Genomic DNA, 6,000 nt, shown 5'->3' on the forward strand with positions numbered 1-6,000 from the left:
CCAACATCGTGTTGGCCCTCGTGCAGGCCTAAGCACAATTCAAAATCCAGGACGCAATTACGCCAAGGCGTAATTGATTTACACGGAAGGGATGATTGCAAATGGAACCAATTAATATTGTAAAAAGTGTGATAACACCACTTGATCGTAAAAATGTCGATACAGACCAAATTATTTCAAAAGAGTTTTTAAAGCGTATTGAGCGTACAGGTTTTGGTCAGTTTTTATTTTACCATTGGCGCTTCGATGCAGAGGGCAATGAAGTAAAGGATTTTGTGTTAAACAAACCTGAATTTAAAGACTCCAAAATTTTAGTAGCACAAGATAATTTCGGCTGCGGTTCTTCACGTGAACATGCACCGTGGGCAATCTTAGATTACGGTTTCAATGTAGTGATTGCACCGTCATTCGCAGATATTTTCCATAATAACTGCTTCAAAAACGGGATTTTACCAATCAAACTAACTGAAGCAGAGTGTGATGAAGTTCTAGCTAAAGGCTTAGAAAAACCTTACACGATGGAAGTCAATCTCGAAGCACAAACAGTAACGGGTGAAGATGGTGCAGTTTATAATTTTACTATCGATCCTTACTATAAAGAAACATTGCTGAATGGCTGGGATGAAATCGCCCTAACCTTTAAATATGAGGAACAAATCGCTGCTTATGAAGCAAAGCGTATTGCATTTTAATAGATGAAGAGATTTCATTTTGACTGAAGACATACTTGGTGTCTTCAGTTTTTTTGTGCAGAGAAAAGGAATTGCTTTGAATGAAGGGGGAAATGTTAGGTAGCGAGAAGAAGTGATCGGGTAAGGTCCGAAACTGCTCGGGTAGCAGAAAAAACCGCTCGGGTTGGAATATAAACTGCTCAGGTAGTGAAGAAAAACTCCATAATTGGTAAATGACTAGTCCTTACCACTTTTCATAATAAAAATTCAGCTTTAGTTATTTTAATGTTTATTTTTGTGAAAAAAAAGCATACCTAATTGATGTAATATTTTGATAATATATAAATAGAGATATAGTTAATAAATGGAATGTTAACCAGCTTGTTGCTGAAAATAAAGCATGACATTTGTTAAAAGCTATGTCATGTATTTAGTTGATTTTTGTTCCGACTAAAAGCCCCTAGGAAAGTGCCCGGTCGAAATGGAAATCAACCCCACGCAATGGTGATGAGCTAGTTATTTATCCAAAAAAGCTTTTATGAAAAGAGAAAATAAGGAGGAAATATTATGATTAGCTATTCGCTTCGTTGCATCTTTTGTAAGAAAGTATTTAAAGTTGTCGAAGGGACAAGGAAATATAAACTATATAAACAAAATATGAACGGAAAATTTTCCTGTGAAGATTGTGATAGAAAAATTGAATTAGAGGCAAGGAAGGGTTTATTGGGAAAACTTTAAATAGGGTGACGAAAAACGGCATAGTAGAACATCTAATAAGAAGATTAGTACCCCCTAATTTTTAAATGTAAATGGCCTGTCTTTCTACTGTTTTCTCAGTTAAAATGGACAAATAAGATGGAAGGTAGGTAAAAAGATGATTACAGTTATAGGTAGCATAAATATGGATTTAGTTGTACAAATGGGGGTTTTTCCAAAGCAGGGAGAAACTATTCTTGGTAAAGAATTTCAAACAATTCCAGGAGGAAAAGGGGCTAATCAGGCAATTGCTGCGGCACGTCTTGGAAGTGAAGTCACAATGATAGGCTGTATTGGTGACGATAGTTTTGGTGAAACATTGCGTACGGTTTTACAGCAAGAGCATGTTCAAACTGAAACTATTACTAGCGTATCGGCACCTACTGGGATTGCTAATATTTTAATCTACAATAACGACAACCGTATCATTGTAGTACCTGGGGCAAATTATGAGTTATTGCCCGCACATATAGAGGCAGCGAAAGAAATCATTCAGAAAAGTCAGATGGTCATTATGCAGCTAGAAATCCCAATGGAAACGACCGCTTATGCAATAAAACTATGTAAAGAAGCGAATGTACCTGTTTTATTAAATCCAGCACCAGCGGCTAATTTTGATGTGCAATGGATGGACGATCTTGCTTATATCACACCAAATGAAACGGAGTGTGCTGAGATTTTTGGAGATGATTTTGAGCAAGTATTAGAAAGATATCCTAATAAAATGATTATTACGCTAGGTAGTGCTGGTGCACGCTATTTTGATGGTGAATATCCTATTCATGTTCCGGGCTATTTGACGAAGGCGGTAGATACAACAGGTGCAGGCGATACGTTTAACGGTGCACTCGCTTATGCTTTAGTAGAAGGGCAATCATTGGATCAGGCAGTGTATTTTGCAAATATTGCAGCTTCATTATCAGTGGAGAAATTCGGTGCACAAGGTGGAATGCCAACACTTGGAGCGGTTTACGCACGTATGGCTGGTGTTGAAGAATAAAGAGGAGACTAATTCTCTTGCAAATTTATAATAGTAAATATTAATTCTTTTAGTCTGAATGAATAATAATATCTGAGATAGAAGGTATTATAGCGTAAGATATATTACCTATTTGTGACGACTGATTTTAAGTACATTGTACTTTTTTGCTGTTATTTCTTAGTACTATGTATTAATAAAGGAATAATTTCATTTATAATAACTTTAGATACATAGGAAAAGAGGTTATGACGATGACAAATATTGATAATGTACCGATCGAATATACAGCCTCAGCGAATAATATTTTGCCACAGCTTGTTGATCATTTGCGCCAATTACATGGCATTATTATACAAAATACATATGTAAAAGATACAGCTAAACACTTAAATCGTATCATTCAAGATGCGAACAATGAAACGATGATTCTTATTGTTGGGAAAGAGCGTGTTGGAAAAACAACACTTGTAAATGGATTGCTAGGACGTCAGGTTTTGCCTGTTAATGATCAGCATCCTACAGGGGTAAATACATTTTTACGATACGGTGAACATGAAGAAATAAAGGCATATTTTTTAGATGGTGTTGTAGCAATTTTCGATATGAGCAAGTTAGAATTATTGACAACAGGCGATACTTTTGCATCTCAAATATTACGAGAACATTTAGATTACCTAGAAGTATATTTGAAAAATGATTTATTAAAATCAGTGACAATTATTGATTCTGTTTCATTGGAAGCTGGGGGAGGAGAAATGGCCTACTTCCCAGAAGCAATGATGAATCGTGTTGACGAAATCTTTTGGGTATTACGCTCAGGTTCGATGGCTATTTATCCTGAAATATTATTGATGGAAACGTTAAAAAACAAAGGTGTTGAGCCTCTTTGTGTCGTCAATGCCATAGATTCAAATGAAAATACGAAGGCGTTTATCCGTGCTGAGAAAGAACGATTGGGACATTTAATCAGTGATTTTGTTGCTATCTCTGCAAGAGAAGCGATTGAAGCTAAACAGACTAATAGTGATGAGCTTTGGCAAAAAAGTCAGTACAAGCAATTAATTTCAGAAATTCACCGAGTTGCAGAAAATAGTGATAAGAAAACCTATGGTATATTAATTCGCTTCTTGCAATGGCTTGAACGATTCCACTTCGAATTAGCTGTTATTCCACAAAGAGATCCATTCCAATCTGCAGTTGAGAACATTGAAAAGTATGCAGGCGATACACAATACGAATTTTCACGTTATCAACGTGATTTAGCGATTGTGACTGAATATGAGCATGAATACGAACAGGTTGCTAGTGTATTTAAAAATGTTCAAACATTATATCAACTTTTACAAATCATTTCACAAAACGAATATTTTCAGGATGAAATTGTGGAAAGCTTTTCAGAAAAGGCTGTTTTTTATCAACAAATGTTACGAGAATATCGTAATATGCATAGTGAATATATGCGTGAATATGATCGATTGGATGCTCAGCATAAAAAAATTCACGGAAAAGGCCTTATGAAAGCTATTTTTGGCCAGCATACACAAAATGGGTTTTTTAAAGAACGTGTCAACAAATTAAATAAGCAGCAAGTTGTTTGTATTGCACAATTTAATAAAGTGCAAGAAGCGGAGGCAATAATGCTTCAGTCCATTCATTCGATACAAAGTTATCTGATGGAGTTAACGAAAATACGTTTGGTACGTATTGAGCAAAAAGTCCAAGAGCTAAATCAACAACGTTCAAAAGAAAAGAGCCAATTAAAGTTATACTCAAATAAATTAAATGAATTTTCTTGTTTAATTGAGGCGCAGGGCTATATTAAAGATAACATTCAACCATTTTTAATGGACGAACAAATGCCGCTAAAAGAAAAAGATATTGAAATGCTGAAAGAAACGATTACTAGTATCATAAGCATTGACCTGACGAAAAATGGTCTACTTGCACGTAGTCAGATGAACAATAAAATGGAGAGCACTGCGATTCCTTTCGATGTTCAGAAAAAATATCCATTACATACGTTAGCTTTAACAGAAGTAGATGTAAAATCAAACGATATACCAGAAATTCCGAAAAAATTAGATATTCAATATGAAGAATAAACGTTAAAAGAAAATGTTCTAAAATTAATTTGTAATTTTAGGACATTTTTTTATGTATATTCTAGTTTTCATTAATTGGAATTAATTGAATAAAATTGAAACTAAATAAGGCAATTTTCGTATAGATAGTAGGAGGGATTAAAATGATACAAATTAAAGGTCGTTTTACTGAAGCGAAAATTTATTCAAATACAGCCTTACAATCAGCTATCGATCAAATTAAAGAATTGGCAAATCAAGCCTTTATGGAAGGAACAAAAGTACGGATTATGCCAGATTATCACGCAGGGAAGGGTTGTGTTATTGGCACAACGATTCAGCTTCAAAATCGTGTAGTGCCTAATCTTGTAGGCATTGATGTTGGTTGTGGTGTATTTGTAGCTGAGTTAAATGAGACGGATATCGATTTTTCGAAACTTGATGCTACAATTCGAGCACATATACCAAGCGGACAGAATATCCATCAGGAAGTATCTTCTGCACGTCATTTTGTTGAATTCGAGGGGAGACAGTTTGTAGCGAGTGGCTTAAAGAATGACTATACGAATTTATCCCTTGGTACACTTGGGGGAGGCAATCATTTTATAGAGCTTGCAAAAGACGAAGCAGGCACACATTACTTACTTATCCATACTGGGTCGCGTTATGTCGGAGCTAAGGTAGCGAATTGGCATCAAAAAAGAGCCTATGAAACATTACAACAAGAAGATTTAAAAGAAAAAATTGCCGAGCTGAAAAATCAGGGACGCGAAAAAGAAATTCAAGCGATGATTAAAGCTTTTAAAGAGCAAAATCCTATTGTACCAAAAGATTTAGCCTATTTAGAGGGTGAGTATTTCCATGATTATATTCACGATATGAAAATTGCTCAGCAATATGCTCAGATGAATCGTTGGACAATTGCCGAAACAATCTCCAAGCATATGAACTGGCGTTTTAACGAAACGTTCGATACGATCCATAACTATATTGATACAGAAACAATGACGTTACGAAAAGGAGCCGTTCGAGCAAATAAAGGGGAGAAGCTCGTTATTCCTATGAATATGCGAGATGGCTCACTCATTTGTATGGGGAAAGGGAATGCAGATTGGAATTACTCAGCACCACATGGGGCAGGACGGATGTATTCTCGCCGTGCTGCAAAAGAAGCACTAAAGATGGAAGATTTTAAAGAAATGATGCAAGGTATTTGGACAACATCCGTAAACGAAGAAACATTAGATGAAGCCCCAATGGCATATAAGCCGATGTCAGAAATTACATCAGTTCTCGAAGAAACTGCAGATATAATAAAAGTGATTACACCTGTTTATAATTTTAAAGCTAGCGAAGCAGCTAAGCCTTATGAGCGAAAAAATAAAATAATTCCTAATAATTGAAAGTACTTGCATTCGCTGTTATCTATTAACAATATCAGGCGTGTTGATTAGGAAAAAATAAGTTTATTATTGAGCGATAAAAGGATTTTTTCGTTACCACTTTGCCA

At 35.5% G+C, this 6,000-nt stretch carries 4 protein-coding genes; all 4 read left to right on the top strand.

Annotation, left to right across the window (positions count from 1 at the left end; all coding sequences use genetic code 11):
* Nucleotides 1-101 precede the first annotated feature (101 nt).
* The 4 genes from leuD (at nt 102) to AMS59_RS11490 (ending at nt 5,893) form a co-directional block, all read left to right on the top strand.
* Entirely contained in the window at nt 102-692 is a 591-nt protein-coding gene (gene leuD, locus AMS59_RS11475; RefSeq protein ID WP_053483883.1) for a 3-isopropylmalate dehydratase small subunit, read from the top strand.
* An 853-nt stretch (nt 693-1,545) separates the two neighbouring features.
* On the top strand, nt 1,546-2,427 hold the full coding sequence (gene rbsK / locus AMS59_RS11480; protein ID WP_053483884.1) for a ribokinase: 882 nt from the start codon (nt 1,546-1,548) through the stop codon (nt 2,425-2,427).
* Between the two features lie 233 nt (nt 2,428-2,660).
* On the top strand, nt 2,661-4,511 hold the full coding sequence (locus tag AMS59_RS11485; protein WP_053483885.1) for a dynamin family protein: 1,851 nt from the start codon (nt 2,661-2,663) through the stop codon (nt 4,509-4,511).
* A 143-nt stretch (nt 4,512-4,654) separates the two neighbouring features.
* A complete protein-coding gene (locus AMS59_RS11490) occupies nt 4,655-5,893 on the top strand; it encodes an RNA-splicing ligase RtcB (RefSeq protein WP_053483886.1) in 1,239 nt (412 codons plus the stop codon).
* Nucleotides 5,894-6,000: the final 107 nt, after the last annotated feature.

Source organism: Lysinibacillus sp. FJAT-14745 (genome assembly GCF_001275675.1).
GTDB lineage: Bacteria > Bacillota > Bacilli > Bacillales_A > Planococcaceae > Lysinibacillus.